Source organism: Polaromonas sp. P4_F9, from assembly GCF_056401235.1.
On record NZ_JBFUJT010000023.1, the window covers coordinates 59,418 to 74,104 of the forward strand.

The window sequence follows — 14,687 nt, forward strand, 5'->3', positions numbered from 1 at the left end:
CCGAGGAGAGACACAATGCCGGTAATCGCCATGACCCAGGAGATGGGTTCCCTTGCCAAGGACGTCTCCCTGCAGCTGGCCCAGACAGCCAATCTGGCCGTGATGCGCCATGAGGTACAGGAACATGTGGCCGACCGGATGCACGTGCCCGGCAGCCTGATCAGCCGGTTGCGGGAAGGCAAGGCCGGCCTGGTTGAGCGCCTGACCACGGACAAGGAACGGGTTGCCGTGTACACCGCACAGGAAGTTTTCGACCTGGCCGACAACGGCAATATCGTGCTGCGTGGCTGGGGCGCGACCTGCCTGCTGCGCCCTGTGCAGCATGTGGTGCGGGTTCGGGTAACCCGCTCGTTCAAAAACCGCGTGAAGTGGCTGATGGACCACCTGGGCACGGACGACGAGGCATTTGCCGAAGCGGAGGTACAGCGCAGCGACGGCGCCCACGCCTCACGCATGCATGAACAGTTTGGCGTGACCTGGGGTGACCCGCTGCTCTACGATCTGGTACTCAACACCGATCGCGTATCCGTGGAAAGCTGCGTGGCCCAGATCCAGCAGTTGGCCAGCCGGCCGGAATTCCAGGAAACCCCGGAGTCGAGGGCGATGCTGGCAAACCTGGCACTGAACGCGCGCGTCCGGGCGGCACTGAAAGACCATGAATCGACCCGCGATATCAACATCAGCATCGAATCGGACGCAGGCCAGGTGGTCCTCAGCGGGATCGTTCTGAACGCGCAGGAAAGCGCGGAAGCCGCCAGGGTGGCCAGTACGGTGGCCGGCACTGCGCGCGTCGACAACCAGTTGCGCCTGATGGCCACGACCCGGCGATTCACATCGGCCAAATACTAGACACTGGAAAATAGGCGCTCTGGCGCCTGCAGTCGAAGTCGCGGCCCGCCCCGCGGGGCCCTCCTGGAGGCGCTTATATCTTGCCGCGCTGCTTCAGCCGGCTAAGGGTTTCCGCCGACAGATTCAGGTAGGACGCCAGCTCCTTCTTCGGGATGCGGTCAAACAGCTCGGGATGTTTGCGCCGGAAGCGCTGGACACGCCCCGGTGCATCCAGCAGGTGCAGCGTGATGGTGTGAGCCATGATCTCGCTCATCAGGCGCATGACGTAATACTCGAAGGACTGTTTGATCTCGTGGTGGCGCTCCAGGAATGCCACCCATTCCGGCAGCGGCAGCTTGGCCACCCGCACTTTGGTCACGCAAACGGTGCTGTAAGGCGTCGGCGTACCCAGCCGCCAGGCTGCATAGCTGGTTTCCATGTCACGCTCATCGGCAAAGCGAAGAATCATCTCCTTGGCCTCCTGATTGGTCACGACCCGCTTCAGGATGCCCTCCAGGATGAAATACTGCTCCATTTCGTGCGCGCCCTGATTCAGGAGCGTCTCCCCCTTCTGGCAGTCAACAATGACCAGGTGTGATTCAAGTTCTGCGCTTTGTTCTGCGGTCATTCCCTTCAGAACGATGTTCTGCGCCAGCTGGACGCGAATGACGTTTCTCTCGGGATGGTTTTGTATGGATGACATGAATACGTTAGGGTAGGAGGGATGCAGGATTCAGTCTTTCGCCCGCTTCAAATACAGCGAAAGTTGACCGTGGTCAATGGTGAAAACTGGATCAATTCCTATGATACCTCGACGGTGTGAATGACCCGCCTGGGCAGACGAGCGAGGCGGGAAATCCACCTACGGAGGCGTTGGCTTGAGTCAACGGTTTTTTTCTGGCGCCAACCGATATTGCCAGCCGCTAGCTCAACCTTTATCGAAGTCAAACGAAGAGACATTTCATCATGACAAACGACACTCAATCACCAGAACTGACCGACGGGTTTCATCTTGTAATCGATGCCCTGAAACTCAACGGGATCGACACAATCTTCGGTCTGCCCGGTATTCCCATCACCGATCTGACGCGTATGGCGCAAGCCGAAGGCATGCGGGTCATTTCATTTCGTCACGAGCAGAACGCCGGCAATGCCGCCGCCATCGCCGGCTTTCTGACGCAGAAGCCAGGCATCTGCCTGACGGTTTCCGCCCCCGGCTTCCTGAATGGCCTGACCGCGCTGGCCAACGCGACGACGAATTGCTTCCCGATGATCCTGATCAGCGGCTCCAGCGAGCGCGAAATCGTCGACCTGCAGCAGGGCGACTATGAAGAGATGGATCAGCTGGCCATCGCCAAGCCCCTGTGCAAGGCGGCTTTCCGCGTGCTGAACGCCGAAGACATTGGCGTGGGCATCGCGCGCGCTATCCGCTCCGCCGTCTCTGGCCGGCCAGGCGGCGTCTATCTGGACCTGCCCGCCAAGCTGTTCGCGCAGACCATGGACGCGCAAGCCGGCAAGGACTCCCTGATCAAGGTCGTCGATCCGGCCCCGCGCCAGATTCCAGCGCCCGACGCCGTCCAGCGTGCGCTGGACCTGCTCAAGGGCGCCAAACGCCCTCTCATCCTGCTGGGCAAGGGCGCAGCCTATGCCCAGGCCGATGCCGAGGTCCGTGCCTTGGTCGAGAAGACTGGCATCCCCTACCTGCCGATGTCCATGGCCAAGGGCCTCCTGCCTGACACGCATGAGCAGTCCGCCGCGGCCGCGCGTTCCTATGTGCTGCCCGAAGCTGACGTGGTGCTGCTGATCGGCGCGCGCCTAAACTGGCTGCTCTCGCACGGCAAGGGCAAGACCTGGGGCGGCAAGGACCACAAGGACTGGGGCCGCCAGAAATTCATCCAGATCGATATCTCCCCCACCGAGGCCGACAGCAACGTGGCCATCGACGCCCCGCTCGTCGGCGACATCGGCTCCTGCGTCTCGGCCCTGCTGGCCGGCATTGGTTCAGGCTGGGCCAAGCCGCCGGCCGATTGGCTGGGTGCCATCGCCGAGCGCAAGAGCAAGAACATCGCCAAGATGGCCGAGACCCTGAACAAGAACCCGTCGCCAATGAATTTCCACAGCGCCCTGGCTGTGGTCCGCGACGTCTTCAAGGCCAACCCGGAGACCATCATGGTGAACGAAGGCGCCAACGCGCTGGACTTCACGCGCAGCATCGTGGACATGTACCAGCCGCGCAAGCGCCTGGACGTCGGCACCTGGGGCATCATGGGCATCGGCATGGGCTTTGCCGTGGCCGCAGCCGTGGTCACCAAAAAGCCGGTCGTCGCCATCGAGGGCGACAGCGCCTTCGGCTTCAGCGGCATGGAAGTCGAGACCATCTGCCGTTACAACCTGCCGGTGTGCGTGGTCATCATGAACAACAACGGCGTGTACCGCGGCACCGACGTCAACTCGTCCGGCACCCCCGACGTGGCACCCACCGTGTTCGTCAAGAACGCGCGCTACGACAAGCTGATGGAAGCCTTCGGTGGTGTCGGCGTGAACGCCACCACCCCGGCCGAACTGCGCCGCGCCATGGACGAAGCGATCAAGTCCGGCAGGCCAACCCTGATCAATGCCGTCATCGATGAGACCGCCGGCACCGAGAGTGGCCGCATCACCAGCCTGAACCCGCAAAGCGCTGCGAAAAAGAAGTAAATTACCCCGAGCAATTCACAAGGAGATATGGAAAATGTCAAACAAACCGCTTAACGGCATCAAGATCATCGACTTCACCCATGTGCAGGCCGGCCCGGCTTGCACGCAGATGCTGGCCTGGTTCGGCGCCGACGTCATCAAGGTCGAGCGCCCCGGTTCGGGCGACGTCACGCGCAGCCAGTTGCGCGACATCCCCGATGCCGACGCGCTGTACTTCACCATGCTCAACAGCAACAAGCGCGGTCTGACGCTGGACACCAAGAAGCCCGAAGGCAAGGAGGTGCTCGAGCGGCTGATCAAGGAATCCGACGTCATGGTCGAAAACTTTGGCCCCGGCGCGCTGGACCGCATGGGCTTCACCTGGGAGTACATCCAGAAGCTCAACCCCAAGATGATCCTGGCCTCGGTCAAGGGCTTCAGCGAAGGCCACCACTACGAAGACCTCAAGGTCTACGAGAACGTGGCCCAATGCGCCGGCGGCGCCGCCTCCACCACCGGCTGGTGGAAGGGCGAGAACTCCGAGCCCACGATTTCCGCTGCTGCCCTGGGTGACACCAACACCGGCATGCACCTGGCCATCGGCATCCTGACGGCCATCATCGGCCGCCAGCAGACCGGCAAGGGCCAGAAGGTGGCCGTGGCCATGCAGGACGCCGTGCTGAACCTGTGCCGCGTCAAGATGCGCGACCAGCAGCGCCTGGAGAAGGTGGGCTACCTCGAGGAATACCCGCAGTACCCGCACGAGATGGAAGCTTTCGCCGACAAGGTGACGCCGCGCGGCGGCAATGCCGGCGGCGGCGGCCAGCCGGGCTGGATCCTGAAGTGCAAGGGCTGGGAAACCGACCCCAACGCCTACATCTACTTCACGGTCCAGGGCCACGCCTGGGAGCCGATCTGCGACGCACTGGGCAAACCCGAGTGGAAGACCGATCCGGCCTACAACACGCCCAAGGGTCGCCAGCCGCACATCATGGACATCTTCGCCACCATCGAAGACTTCATCAAGGACAAGACCAAGTTCGAAGCGGTCGACATCTTCCGCAAGTTCGACATCCCTTGCGCCCCGGTGCTGTCCATGAAAGAACTGCTGCGCGACGAGTCGCTGCGCAAGAGCGGCTCCATCGTCGAAGTGCCGCACAAGGTGCGCGGCAGCTACTACACGATCGGCAGCCCGATCAAGTTCTCGGACCTCAAACCCGAAGTCACGGCCTCGCCCCTGTTGGGCGAGCACACCGACGAGGTGTTGGCTGAACTGGGCTACAGCAAGGACCAGATCGCAACAATGCACGCCAACAAGGCGGTCTAAAACGGGCATCTGAACAGCGACCCTTCAATGTGGAACGGCGCCCGACCCAGGCGCCGTCTTTACTTCAGAGACCTTTTTTCAGCACAAGGAGTAGGCCCATGCAATCCGGAATTGATATGAAACAACTCGTGGAGGCAATAGGCGATGCGATCGTGGCCTCCGACGCCGGTGGCACCATCGTGCTGTGGAACCCTGCCGCCGAGCGCATGTTCGGCTTCACCGAAAGCGAGGCCCTGGGCCAGTCGCTGGACCTGATCATTCCGCAGCGCCAGCAACAGCGTCACTGGGATGGCTACCACAAAACCATGGCAACGGGGCAAACCCGGTATGGCAATGACGTGCTGCGGGTACCTGCCATGCACAAGGATGGGCACGCAATCTCCATTGCGTTTACCGTTGCCCTGCTTCACTCTGCGGACGGCAAGGTGTCGGCCATTGTTGCGGCCATCCGCGATGAAACCAGCCGCTTCGCCGAGGAGCGCAACCTGCGCAAACGCCTCACGGAACTTGAAATCCAGCACGGCACAGGTGTCAAAGGCACGTCGCTGGCGCAGTGATTAACATAGGGGGATAACCGGCCGCTTGGGCGTCCGGCACCATGGCTCAAACCGTGTACCAGTAACCGATTCAACTTCCCAGCAGGATTTTTCATGAGCAAAGCGTTAGACGGCGTTCGCATTCTTGATTTCACCCACGTCCAGTCGGGCCCCACCTGTACCCAGTTGCTGGCCTGGTTCGGTGCCGACGTGATCAAGGTGGAGCGCGCCGGCGAAGGCGACGCGACGCGCGGGCAGCTGCGTGACATCCCCGGAGTGGACAGCCTGTATTTCACCATGCTGAACCACAACAAGCGCTCGATTACCCTGGATACCAAGAGTGCCAAGGGCCGGGAAGTCCTGGACAGGCTCATCAAGCAGTGCGACGTGATGGTTGAAAACTTCGCCCCCGGTGCGCTGGACCGCATGGGCATCACCTGGGAGCATATCCAGTCGATCAACCCGCGGATGATCGTGGCGTCGGTCAAGGGCTTCGGCCCCGGCCGGTACGAAGACCTCAAGGTCTATGAAAACGTGGCGCAATGCGCGGGCGGAGCCGCCTCCACCACCGGTTTCGACGACGGCCCGCCGATCGTCACGGGCGCGCAGATCGGCGACAGCGGCACCGGCCTGCACCTGGCCCTGGGCATCGTCGCGGCACTGTACCAGCGCAACACGACAGGCCGCGGCCAGAAGGTGCTCGCGCCGATGCAGGACGCGGTGCTGAACCTGTGCCGCGTCAAGCTGCGCGACCAGCAGCGCCTGGAGCGAACACACACCTTGCACGAATACCCGCAATACCCGGACGGCAAGTTCCACGACGCCGTGCCGCGCGCGGGCAACGCATCGGGCGGCGGCCAGCCCGGCTCCGTCCTCAAGTGCAAGGGCTGGGAAACCGACCCCAACGCCTACATTTACTTCATCACGCAGGCGGCCGTGTGGCCCGCCGTGTGCAAGGTGATTGGCGAGGAAGGCTGGATCACCGACGAGGCATTCGAAACGCCCGCGGCGCGTCTGCTGCACCTGAAGCCGATTTTTGCTCGCATCGAGCAATGGACCATGACCAAGACCAAGTTCGAGGCCATGGAGATTCTCAACAAGTACGACATCCCCTGCGGACCGATTCTGTCGATGAAGGAGATCGCCGAGGAGCCTGCCCTGCGCGAAACCGGCACCATCGTCGAAGTTGACCATCCCACGCGCGGCAAATACCTGACCGTGGGCAACCCGATCAAGATGTCGGACAGCCCCACCGAGGTGACACGCTCTCCCCTGCTGGGCGAGCACACCGACGAGGTTCTGGCGCAATTGGGTTATGGCGCAGGGTATATCGCGGAATTGCGCGCAGAACGGGTGATCTGAACCACGCGCAAAGTACCGGCGAGCCCGCGGCGCGGGCGTCCCGCGAGTCGATTCCAAACAAAATGCAAATGTAAGCGAGCCCCCATGAACCATCCCATCATCCCTATTGCCGTCGTGCAAGCGGTTTCCAAGGAGCGAAAACGCCAGGCACCCAAGGGACGCCGCGTGGACCCGAGCGCGCTGGCCGACGTGCAACGCCTGCTGGGCTCCGAGTCGCGTCAGGCCGACCTGCTCATCGAACACCTGCACAAGATCCAGGATCACTTTGGCCACCTGTCGGCAGCCCACCTGGCGGCGCTGGCGCAGGAGATGCGCCTGGCGCAAACCGAGGTGTATGAGGTCGCGACTTTCTACCATCATTTCGACGTGGTCAAGGAAGGTGAAGCCGCGCCGGCGCCGCTCACCGTGCGCGTATGCGATGGCCTGTCCTGCGAGATGGCGGGCGCACGCGATTTACTGGCCCGGCTGCCTGCCCTGCTGGGCCGCGAGGTACGCGTGATCGCGGCGCCTTGCATAGGCCGCTGCGAGCAGGCGCCTGCCGCGGTGGTTGGGCAAAACCCGGTACCGAACGCCACCGCTGAAGCTGTCGTGGCCACCGTGGCAGCGGGGGCTGCGCAGCACGCCCCCGAAGACTTTGTCGACTTTTCCAGCTACCGGGCCGCCGGCGGTTATGCGCTGCTCGGGCAATGCGTCTCGGGAGACCGCGACGTCGAATCAGTCCTCAAAACCATGGAAGATTCTGGCCTGCGCGGCCTGGGTGGCGCCGGTTTTCCGGCCGGCCGCAAGTGGCGCATTGTTCGCGCCGAAGCCGGCCCGCGCCTGATGGCGGTCAACATCGACGAGGGCGAACCGGGCACCTTCAAGGACCGTGTCTATCTCGAACGCGACCCGCACCGCTTCCTTGAAGGCATGCTGATCGCCGCCTGGGCCGTGGGCATCGAGAAGATCTATATCTACCTGCGCGACGAATACCATGGCTGCCGCGCCATGCTCGAAACCGAGCTGGACAAGCTCAGGCTCGCCCCTCCCATGGCCGGCATGCCGCAAATCGAGTTGCGCCGCGGCGCCGGCGCCTACATCTGCGGCGAAGAGTCGGCCATGATCGAATCGATCGAAGGCAAGCGCGGCATGCCGCGGCTGCGCCCGCCCTATGTGGCGCAAGTAGGCCTGTTCGGCCGGCCGACGCTGGAACACAACTTCGAGACCCTGTTCTGGGTACGCGAGATCCTGGAAAAAGGCGGCGCCTGGTTCACCTCGCACGGCCGCAACGGGCGCAAGGGCCTGCGCTCGTTCTCGGTCTCGGGTCGCGTGAAGAGCCCGGGGGTCAAACTGGCGCCCGCGGGTATCACCATCCAGGAATTGATCGACGAACACTGCGGCGGAATGCAGGACGGGCACACCTTCTACGCCTACCTGCCGGGCGGCGCATCGGGTGGCATTCTGCCGGCCACCATGAACAACATCCCGCTGGATTTCGACACGCTGCAGCCCTATGGCTGCTTCATCGGATCGGCCGCCGTGATCGTGCTGTCCGACCAGGACACCGCCACCAATGCGGCGCGCAACATGATGCGATTCTTCCACCACGAGTCTTGCGGCCAGTGCACGCCCTGCCGCGTCGGCACGGCCAAGGCCGCGCATCTGATGGAAAAGCCCAAATGGGATCTGGCACTGCTGGCAGACCTGTCGCTGGTCATGCGCGATGCATCGATCTGCGGCTTGGGCCAAGCGGCACCCAACCCGATGGACTGCGTTATCAAATATTTCCCGCACGAACTATGAGCCCCCACGCTTGTCGCTTCGCGTACTGCGCTGCCCCCCGAGGGGGCTGGCCTTGCTTGGGGCGGCCCGGCGCTGCGGCCTGAGCAGCTTTGCTGAACCTGCTGAATTTAAGGACCACGATGAACGCGATTACCAGACATGAACTAGCCCAGCTTGACGTGCCGCTCGTGAGCTTCAGCCTCAACGGCCGTGAAGTGACCGGACGGGCCACCGAAACCCTGCTGCAGGTGGCAAAACGCGAAGGCGTGGAGATCCCCCACCTTTGCTACAAGGAAGGCATGGAGGCGGTAGGCAACTGCCGCTCCTGCATGGTCGAAATCAACGGTGAACGGGTGCTGGCGCCCTCCTGCTGCCGCGCGCCGACGGCCGGCATGAAAGTCGTCACCGACAGCGAGCGCGCCGTGGCATCGCAGAAGATGGTGCTTGAGCTGCTGCTGTCCGACATGCCCGAGAAGGAATACACCCGCAACAACGAGGTGGACCAGTGGGCCAGCAAAATCGGCGTCGGCAAGCCGCGCTTCGAGGCACGCCAGCAGGTGCGCCAGGACCTGACACACCCGGCCATCGCCGTCAACCTCGACGCCTGCATCCAGTGCACGCGTTGCCTGCGCGCCTGCCGCGACGAACAGGTCAACGACGTGATCGGACTGGCATTCCGGGGCGACCAGGCCAAAATCGTTTTCGACATGGATGACTCCATGGGAAGCTCAACCTGCGTTGCCTGTGGCGAATGCGTGCAAGCCTGTCCCACCGGTGCGCTGATGCCGGCCCGCGATGCTGCGCTCGCGGTACCCGACAAACAGGTGGCTTCTGTCTGCCCCTACTGCGGCGTCGGCTGCCAGCTTACCTACAACGTAAAAGACGACAAGATCCTGTTCGTGGAGGGCCGTGACGGCCCGGCCAACCACAACCGGCTTTGCGTCAAGGGCCGCTACGGCTTTGACTACGCCCACCACCCGCAGCGCCTGACCAAACCGCTGATCCGCCGCGAAGGCATGCCGAAAACCGGCGACTTCACCATGGACCCTGACCGCGTGATGGACGTGTTCCGCGAAGCCAGCTGGGAAGAAGCACTGGAGTTCGCCGGCGGCAAGCTCGCCGCCATTCGTGACCAGTACGGCAAGAAATCCCTGGCCGGCTTCGGCTCCGCCAAGGGCAGCAACGAAGAAGCCTACCTGTTCCAGAAGCTGGTGCGTACCGGTTTCGGCAGCAACAACGTCGACCATTGCACCCGCCTGTGCCACGCCTCTTCGGTCGTTGCATTGCTCGAGGGCATTGGCTCCGGCGCCGTGTCCAACCCCGTGATGGACGTCACCAAGGCCGAAGTGGTGGTCATCATCGGCGCCAACCCGACAGTGAACCACCCGGTGGCCGCGACCTGGATCAAAAACGCCGTGAAGAACGGCACCAAGCTGGTCGTGATGGACCCGCGCCGCTCGGACCTGACGCGCATGGCGCACCGGCACCTGCAATTCAAGCCCGACACCGACGTGCCGATGCTCAACGCGATGATGAATGTCATCGTGACCGAGGGCCTGGTGGACGAGGAGTTCATCGCCAGCCGCACCATCGGCTACGAGGAGCTGCGCAAGAATGTCGAGGGCTATACGCCCGAGCTGATGGCGCCGATCTGCGGTATCGACGCTGACACGCTGCGCTATGTCGCACGGCTCTATGCCAGCTCGAAGGCCTCCATGATCCTGTGGGGCATGGGCGTGTCGCAGCATGTGCACGGCACTGACAACGCGCGCTGCCTGATCGCCCTGTCGCTGATGACCGGCCAGATCGGACGTCCCGGCACCGGCCTGCATCCGCTGCGCGGCCAGAATAACGTGCAGGGCGCCTCGGACGCGGGCCTGATCCCGATGATGTTTCCCGACTACCAGCACGTGTCCGACCCGAAGGTGCGCGCCACCTTCGAAAAGGCCTGGGACGTGCCGGCCGGCACGCTGGACGACAAGCCAGGCCTCACGGTGGTCGAGGTGATGCACGCCATCAAGAAGGGCGGCATCCGCGGCATGTACGTCCAGGGCGAAAACCCGGCGATGTCCGATCCCGACGCCAACCATGCGCGTGAGTCACTGGCGGCGCTGGACCACCTCGTCGTGCAGGACATCTTCCTGACCGAGACGGCCTACCTCGCCGACGTGATCCTGCCTGCGAGCGCCTTCCCCGAGAAGGACGGCAGCTTTACCAACACCGACCGTCTGGTCCAGATGGGCCGCAAGGCCATCAACCCGCCGGGCGACGCGCGCCAGGACCTGTGGATCATCCAGGAGATCGCGAACAAGCTGGGTTGCGGCTGGAACTACAAGCACGTGTCGGAAGTGTTCGACGAGATGCGGCACACCATGCCCAGCATCGGAGGCATCACCTGGGACCGGCTGGATCGCGAGCACGCGGTCACCTACCCCTGTCTGAAGGAAGGCGACCCCGGCCAGTCGGTGGTGTTCGTGGAGGATTTTCCGCGCGACAACGGCCGGGCGCGCTTCGTGCCGGCCGACATCATCCCGGCGGCCGAACGCCCCGACACCGAGTACCCCATGGTGCTGATCACTGGCCGCCAGTTGGAGCACTGGCACACCGGCAGCATGACGCGGCGCGCCACGGTGCTGGATGCGATCGAACCCGATCCGGTGGCCCTTGTCCACCCCCTTGACCTTGCTGACCTAGGCGGCAAACCGGGCGACGTCGTGACCATAGCGTCGCGCCGCGGGGAGGTCGCGCTGTACGCGCGGGCCGACGAAAGCTCGCCGCGCGGTGCGGTCTTCGTGCCCTTCTGCTACTACGAGGCGGCCATCAACAAGCTGACCAATGCCGCGCTGGATCCGTTCGCCAAGATCCCGGAATTCAAGTACTGCGCCATCAAGGTTTCGCTGGGCGGCACGCCGCCCCAGCAGGCCAGCTACGGCGGCGGACTGGCGCTGGAGAATTCCATCGCTTTGAGCGCGGCGTAAACAGTCCCGGCGGCCTCAGCCGTGCGCCTGGCGTGAATCGGCCGGCGCCTCGTCGCGTTCCTTCAGCCCGTAGTCGCGCGTCACCTCGGCAATGCGCAGCCGATAATCCTTGAACATGGTGCTGCGGCCCGCAGCCTGCGCTGCGCGGTGCGCTTCCAGGTTGCGCCAGGCCGTCAGGCAGGCGTCGTCGCGCCAGAACTGCAGGGACAGCAGCTTGTCGGGCTCGCTCAAGCTCTGGAAGCGTTCGATGGAAATAAAGCCGTCCATCTTCACCAGCTCGCTCTTGAGTTCGGCCGCCCAGTTCAGGTAGCCCTCGCGATGGGCCGGATCAGGCCAGACTTCGAAAATCACGGACACCATATTTGCTTCCTTTCAGGTTTCAAAAACAGGGATGCGGGCGTTGGCGAGTGGCCGAAAACCCATTTGACGCCCAAAATAATCATCAAATCGACCTTCAGCCCTGATCCATCGGACGCAAGCGGCTACTATTTCGATAGCGATTGCGGCGCCGGGGCAGGCATGGGCGCCCGCACCGAAGCCCATGCTGCGGCGTTCGCTACGCTGCGGATCGAAGCAGTCAGACTGCGGGTTAAGCGCTTCATCGCGGTTGGCGCTGGCCAGCACGAGCAGCACGCCCTGCCCTGCCTCGATCGACCGGCCCGCCAGCACCACGGGATCGGCGGCAAAGCGCCGCGTGTTCTGGATAGGCGCTTGATGGCGTTCGACCTCGGCCACGAATTCGCGCATCGCGCCCTGCGAGCGGTCCGCCGCGGCGGCAAGGGCCGGGTTCTGCGCAAGCATCAGTGCCGTATGCCCAATCAACCCTGATGTGGCATCCAGCGATTGCTGCATAAACGCGATGCGGTTCGCGGCCTGCACCGGCGACAAACCCAGCACCCTGCCCTGCGCCATCAGTGCCTCCGCGGCGCTGGCGGCCAGGGACACGGCCAGCGCCGGGGCGCCAGGCGCGATTCCCTGGGTGAATTGCTGCACCCAGCGGCCGGTGTCATCAAGCTTGTCGCCAGGCACGCCCAGCAGGCGCGCCATGGCCTGCACCGGCAGCATAGCCATGAAATCGTTGACGGTCAGACGCGAAAATTTGAGCCCCACGCTACGCTGCCCCCCAAGGGGGCCATGTTTGCCTTGGGGCGGCCCGGCGGCAAACAGATCCAGATCCCGTGCTGCCGCTTCACTGGCCTGCGCCACATCGGCCAGGCTCCAGCGGCGCGCGGCTTGCTCCACCGCGGGCTTGTGGGCAGCGTGAAATTCACCGTCCGTCATGCGTACCAGCTGGGCAAAAACCTCGCCCGCGGCTGTACCCAGCAGGGCTTGGGGCACCGGCTCGGCCGGCGGGCGCACACGCAGCGCCGCGTTGTGAAAGGCCTCTTCTATCACGGCATGGCTGCTGGCCACCCAGAGCTTCAGGCCTTCATCAAAATACAGCGGCCGCTGTTCCCGCAACTGCCGGTAGTAGGGGTAAGGGTCGGCATGGGTGACCGCCTCGATCGGGTTGCCGGGTTGTGGAAGAACGCCTTCACTCATGGGCATACACCGGCTCGCTGCACACTTCAGTCTTGACCGGGTTGGCGATAAAACACTCTGCGTGGGCTTCGTGGTGGAGCTGGTCAATCTGCTCACGCATCGGCATGACAATCCACGCAAAACTTGTATTTGACGGCGATAGCTGGCCATAACGGTTGCCAGGAAAATCCTGTCCGCCGCGCTGCCAGAGAATCTCTGCGCTGTACTGGGCCATGGTTGCTCGCTCTGTTTGTTTGACAAGACCTCCAGTGTCGCCAGCCGCCCCCCGCTTGTCGAGCAACAACAGTTTGGTTAGGATCAAATCATGAATGCAGAACCCGACCTTGCCAGGCTGGCATCCACCGTGGGCGATCCGCGCCGCATCCAGATGCTGGCACTGCTGATGGAAGGCCGCGCACTCACCGCAAAGGAACTGGCGCTCGGCGCGAGGATTGAGCCCGCCACAGCCACTTCGCACCTCAAACGGCTGCTTGACGATGGCCTGCTGGTATCCACCGCGCAAGGCCGCCACAAGTATTTTCGCCTTGCTTCAGAGCACGTGGCTCATCTGGTCGAGTCGCTGATGCGCGTTGCGCCGCGCACGACGAAATCCGCGAGCCCTGCAGCTCCTGAGCCGATCCGCCAGGCACGCTACTGTTATGACCATCTCGCCGGCGAACTCGGTACGACCCTGCTGGCCATGATGCGCCGCAAAGGCTGGCTGGTAGCGGACGCCAGCCAGGACCTGCCGAAGGCCCTGGCACTTTTGCCCAAAGGCGATCAGGCCCTCGGCGCGCTGGGCATCAACGTCACCGAGGTGCGCGGCAGGCGCCGGCAGTTTGCCTGCACCTGCCTGGACTGGTCGGAGCGGCAGGACCACCTGGGTGGTGCACTCGGTGCCGCGCTGGCAACGCACTTCACGCAGCAGGGCTGGATAGAGCGTAAAAAACACACACGCGTGGTGAGCATCACCGCCGCAGGCACAGAGCAATTGAAGCGCCTCGGCATCAAGCTGCGGACCTGAGCCGCGACCGCTGCGCGGCGAAGCTCAAGCTTCTTCCAGCGGCGGCGGCAGCACCCGAAGGCTGCCTGAGCTGTCATTTTTATGGGCACCGCAAAGGTCGCAGGTGGCGAACAAAACAGGGGTGGTCCTTGTCATTTCCCCGTGACCTTGTTGATGGTGGGTTTGATGTTTTCCCTGCGGGCTGGCAGCACAATGGCGTTCTCACGAGGGGCGTTGAGCACGATCGCGGTAGAAGTCTCGGTCAGGATGCAGAATTTGGTCACGACGGCATCCAGGTGCGAGACATCAATGACGGCGATTTCCAGCACCCAGCTGTCTTCTCCCGTCACGTTGTAGGCATTGATCACTTCCGGCGTCTGCTCAATCAGCTTGACCACCCGGGCGTACTCAGCCCGTGCCACGCGCATGATGGCGCGAATCCCATAACCCAGCCGCGCCAGGTCGACCTCGGCGCGGTAACCCCTGATCACGCCGCCCAGCTCCAGCTTGCGTACACGTTCCGTGACTGCGGGCTGGCTCAGATGGACGCGTCGCCCCAACTCCGCCATGGTGATGCGGGCATCCCGCTGCAATTCAGTCAGGATGCGGCTGTCGTAGTGATCGTATTCGTCAGTTTCGGTCATCGTGCTTTTCAAGCGTTAAATTTAAAGTAGTCCCGGCTTTTCACCTTTAAT

General features: G+C 63.3%; 12 protein-coding genes and 1 pseudogene. 8 read left to right on the forward strand and 5 right to left on the reverse strand.

What is annotated here, in order from left to right:
* The first annotated feature begins 15 nt into the window (after nucleotides 1-15).
* Nucleotides 16-849 (forward strand): cytidylate kinase family protein, encoded by an 834-nt coding sequence (locus AC1DUB_RS19345; RefSeq protein ID WP_477730867.1) that lies wholly within the window; start codon nucleotides 16-18, stop codon nucleotides 847-849.
* Between the two features lie 73 nt (nucleotides 850-922).
* Here the strand turns inward: AC1DUB_RS19345 and AC1DUB_RS19350 are convergent, their stop codons facing one another.
* Entirely contained in the window at nucleotides 923-1,531 is a 609-nt protein-coding gene (locus AC1DUB_RS19350) for a Crp/Fnr family transcriptional regulator (RefSeq protein WP_477720401.1), read from the reverse strand.
* A 263-nt stretch (nucleotides 1,532-1,794) separates the two neighbouring features.
* On the opposite strand from AC1DUB_RS19350, the gene oxc reads away from it, so the two are divergent.
* The 6 genes from oxc to fdhF all read left to right on the forward strand — a co-directional run bounded on the left by oxc (nucleotide 1,795) and on the right by fdhF (nucleotide 11,468).
* A complete protein-coding gene (gene oxc, locus AC1DUB_RS19355; RefSeq protein ID WP_477720402.1) occupies nucleotides 1,795-3,525 on the forward strand; it encodes an oxalyl-CoA decarboxylase in 1,731 nt (576 codons plus the stop codon).
* A 34-nt stretch (nucleotides 3,526-3,559) separates the two neighbouring features.
* Entirely contained in the window at nucleotides 3,560-4,831 is a 1,272-nt protein-coding gene (frc, locus tag AC1DUB_RS19360) for a formyl-CoA transferase (RefSeq protein WP_477720403.1), read from the forward strand.
* 98 nt (nucleotides 4,832-4,929) lie between these two features.
* Nucleotides 4,930-5,388, forward strand: coding sequence for a PAS domain-containing protein (locus AC1DUB_RS19365; protein WP_477720404.1), 459 nt, complete (start codon nucleotides 4,930-4,932; stop codon nucleotides 5,386-5,388).
* A gap of 93 nt (nucleotides 5,389-5,481) precedes the next feature.
* Nucleotides 5,482-6,729, forward strand: a complete 1,248-nt coding sequence (frc, locus tag AC1DUB_RS19370) for a formyl-CoA transferase (protein WP_477720405.1) — start codon at nucleotides 5,482-5,484, stop codon at nucleotides 6,727-6,729.
* Nucleotides 6,730-6,813: 84 nt separating this feature from the next.
* On the forward strand, nucleotides 6,814-8,511 hold the full coding sequence (locus tag AC1DUB_RS19375; protein WP_477720406.1) for an NAD(P)H-dependent oxidoreductase subunit E: 1,698 nt from the start codon (nucleotides 6,814-6,816) through the stop codon (nucleotides 8,509-8,511).
* A 119-nt stretch (nucleotides 8,512-8,630) separates the two neighbouring features.
* On the forward strand, nucleotides 8,631-11,468 hold the full coding sequence (gene fdhF, locus AC1DUB_RS19380) for a formate dehydrogenase subunit alpha (RefSeq protein ID WP_477720407.1): 2,838 nt from the start codon (nucleotides 8,631-8,633) through the stop codon (nucleotides 11,466-11,468).
* A gap of 15 nt (nucleotides 11,469-11,483) precedes the next feature.
* On the opposite strand, the gene AC1DUB_RS19385 is transcribed toward fdhF, so the two are convergent.
* The 3 genes and pseudogenes from AC1DUB_RS19385 to AC1DUB_RS19395 all read right to left on the reverse strand — a co-directional run.
* Nucleotides 11,484-11,828 (reverse strand): antibiotic biosynthesis monooxygenase family protein, encoded by a 345-nt coding sequence (locus tag AC1DUB_RS19385; protein ID WP_477720408.1) that lies wholly within the window; start codon nucleotides 11,826-11,828, stop codon nucleotides 11,484-11,486.
* Between the two features lie 12 nt (nucleotides 11,829-11,840).
* On the reverse strand, nucleotides 11,841-13,010 hold the full coding sequence (locus AC1DUB_RS19390) for a cytochrome P450 (protein WP_477730868.1): 1,170 nt from the start codon (nucleotides 13,008-13,010) through the stop codon (nucleotides 11,841-11,843).
* Nucleotides 13,003-13,113: pseudogene (locus AC1DUB_RS19395) on the reverse strand (OsmC family protein); the annotation flags it as partial. The gene AC1DUB_RS19390 and the pseudogene AC1DUB_RS19395, both read right to left, overlap by 8 nt.
* A 201-nt stretch (nucleotides 13,114-13,314) precedes the next feature.
* Between AC1DUB_RS19395 and AC1DUB_RS19400 the strand changes: the two are divergent.
* Nucleotides 13,315-14,013, forward strand: coding sequence for an ArsR/SmtB family transcription factor (locus AC1DUB_RS19400; RefSeq protein WP_477720411.1), 699 nt, complete (start codon nucleotides 13,315-13,317; stop codon nucleotides 14,011-14,013).
* A 131-nt stretch (nucleotides 14,014-14,144) separates the two neighbouring features.
* On the opposite strand, the gene AC1DUB_RS19405 is transcribed toward AC1DUB_RS19400, so the two are convergent.
* On the reverse strand, nucleotides 14,145-14,636 hold the full coding sequence (locus AC1DUB_RS19405) for an Lrp/AsnC family transcriptional regulator (RefSeq protein WP_477720412.1): 492 nt from the start codon (nucleotides 14,634-14,636) through the stop codon (nucleotides 14,145-14,147).
* Nucleotides 14,637-14,687: the final 51 nt, after the last annotated feature.

What these genes read in the sequence shown, in the direction of transcription:
- AC1DUB_RS19345 (WP_477730867.1), top strand. Translation starts at nt 16, where the DNA reads ATGCCGGTAATCGCCATGACCCAGGAGATGGGTTCCCTTGCCAAGGAC.
- AC1DUB_RS19350 (WP_477720401.1), bottom strand. Translation starts at nt 1,531, where the DNA reads ATGTCATCCATACAAAACCATCCCGAGAGAAACGTCATTCGCGTCCAG.
- oxc (WP_477720402.1), top strand. Translation starts at nt 1,795, where the DNA reads ATGACAAACGACACTCAATCACCAGAACTGACCGACGGGTTTCATCTT.
- frc (WP_477720403.1), top strand. Translation starts at nt 3,560, where the DNA reads ATGTCAAACAAACCGCTTAACGGCATCAAGATCATCGACTTCACCCAT.
- AC1DUB_RS19365 (WP_477720404.1), top strand. Translation starts at nt 4,930, where the DNA reads ATGCAATCCGGAATTGATATGAAACAACTCGTGGAGGCAATAGGCGAT.
- frc (WP_477720405.1), top strand. Translation starts at nt 5,482, where the DNA reads ATGAGCAAAGCGTTAGACGGCGTTCGCATTCTTGATTTCACCCACGTC.
- AC1DUB_RS19375 (WP_477720406.1), top strand. Translation starts at nt 6,814, where the DNA reads ATGAACCATCCCATCATCCCTATTGCCGTCGTGCAAGCGGTTTCCAAG.
- fdhF (WP_477720407.1), top strand. Translation starts at nt 8,631, where the DNA reads ATGAACGCGATTACCAGACATGAACTAGCCCAGCTTGACGTGCCGCTC.
- AC1DUB_RS19385 (WP_477720408.1), bottom strand. Translation starts at nt 11,828, where the DNA reads ATGGTGTCCGTGATTTTCGAAGTCTGGCCTGATCCGGCCCATCGCGAG.
- AC1DUB_RS19390 (WP_477730868.1), bottom strand. Translation starts at nt 13,010, where the DNA reads ATGAGTGAAGGCGTTCTTCCACAACCCGGCAACCCGATCGAGGCGGTC.
- AC1DUB_RS19400 (WP_477720411.1), top strand. Translation starts at nt 13,315, where the DNA reads ATGAATGCAGAACCCGACCTTGCCAGGCTGGCATCCACCGTGGGCGAT.
- AC1DUB_RS19405 (WP_477720412.1), bottom strand. Translation starts at nt 14,636, where the DNA reads ATGACCGAAACTGACGAATACGATCACTACGACAGCCGCATCCTGACT.